Origin of the sequence: Curtobacterium flaccumfaciens UCD-AKU (genome assembly GCF_000349565.1) — a bacterium.
GTDB lineage: Bacteria > Actinomycetota > Actinomycetes > Actinomycetales > Microbacteriaceae > Curtobacterium > Curtobacterium poinsettiae.
This window is the reverse complement of the sequence record NZ_KB714627.1, coordinates 898-1,256: the sequence shown is the minus strand read 5'-3', so window position 1 is coordinate 1,256 and position 359 is coordinate 898. Positions and strand designations below refer to the sequence as shown.

Below are 359 nucleotides of genomic sequence, written 5' to 3'. Positions count from 1 at the left end.
CTACAACATCCACGACCGCGGACACGTCGTGCGGATGAAGGAGCTGCGGTCCGTGCTGCGGGCGACCGGACACGCGGCGCTCGCCGCCGAGGCCGAACTCGACCTGCCGCTGCTGTTCCACTACGGCCGGTCCGACCTGTCCGTCGACTACAACGGGGCCGTCGTCGCACCTGACGTGGTGCGGGACGTCGTGTACGGCGACCCGGAGCTGCTCGAGGCCGTCGAGAACCACCGGCTGATCAGCTACGAGGACGACCACGGGGACCGGCAGCTGCACATCGCGTTCCAGCTCGCCTCGGGCGCCGGTGGGTTCGACGCCGATGCCGCTCGCGGCGCCGTGATCGCTGAGCTCCGCCGGT

1 pseudogene is annotated in these 359 nt (G+C 70.8%); it reads left to right on the top strand.

The annotated features are described in order from the left end of the window. Positions 1 to 34: 34 nt before the first annotated feature. Positions 35 to 359 (top strand): annotated as a pseudogene (locus H489_RS0119340) (CoF synthetase); the annotation flags it as partial.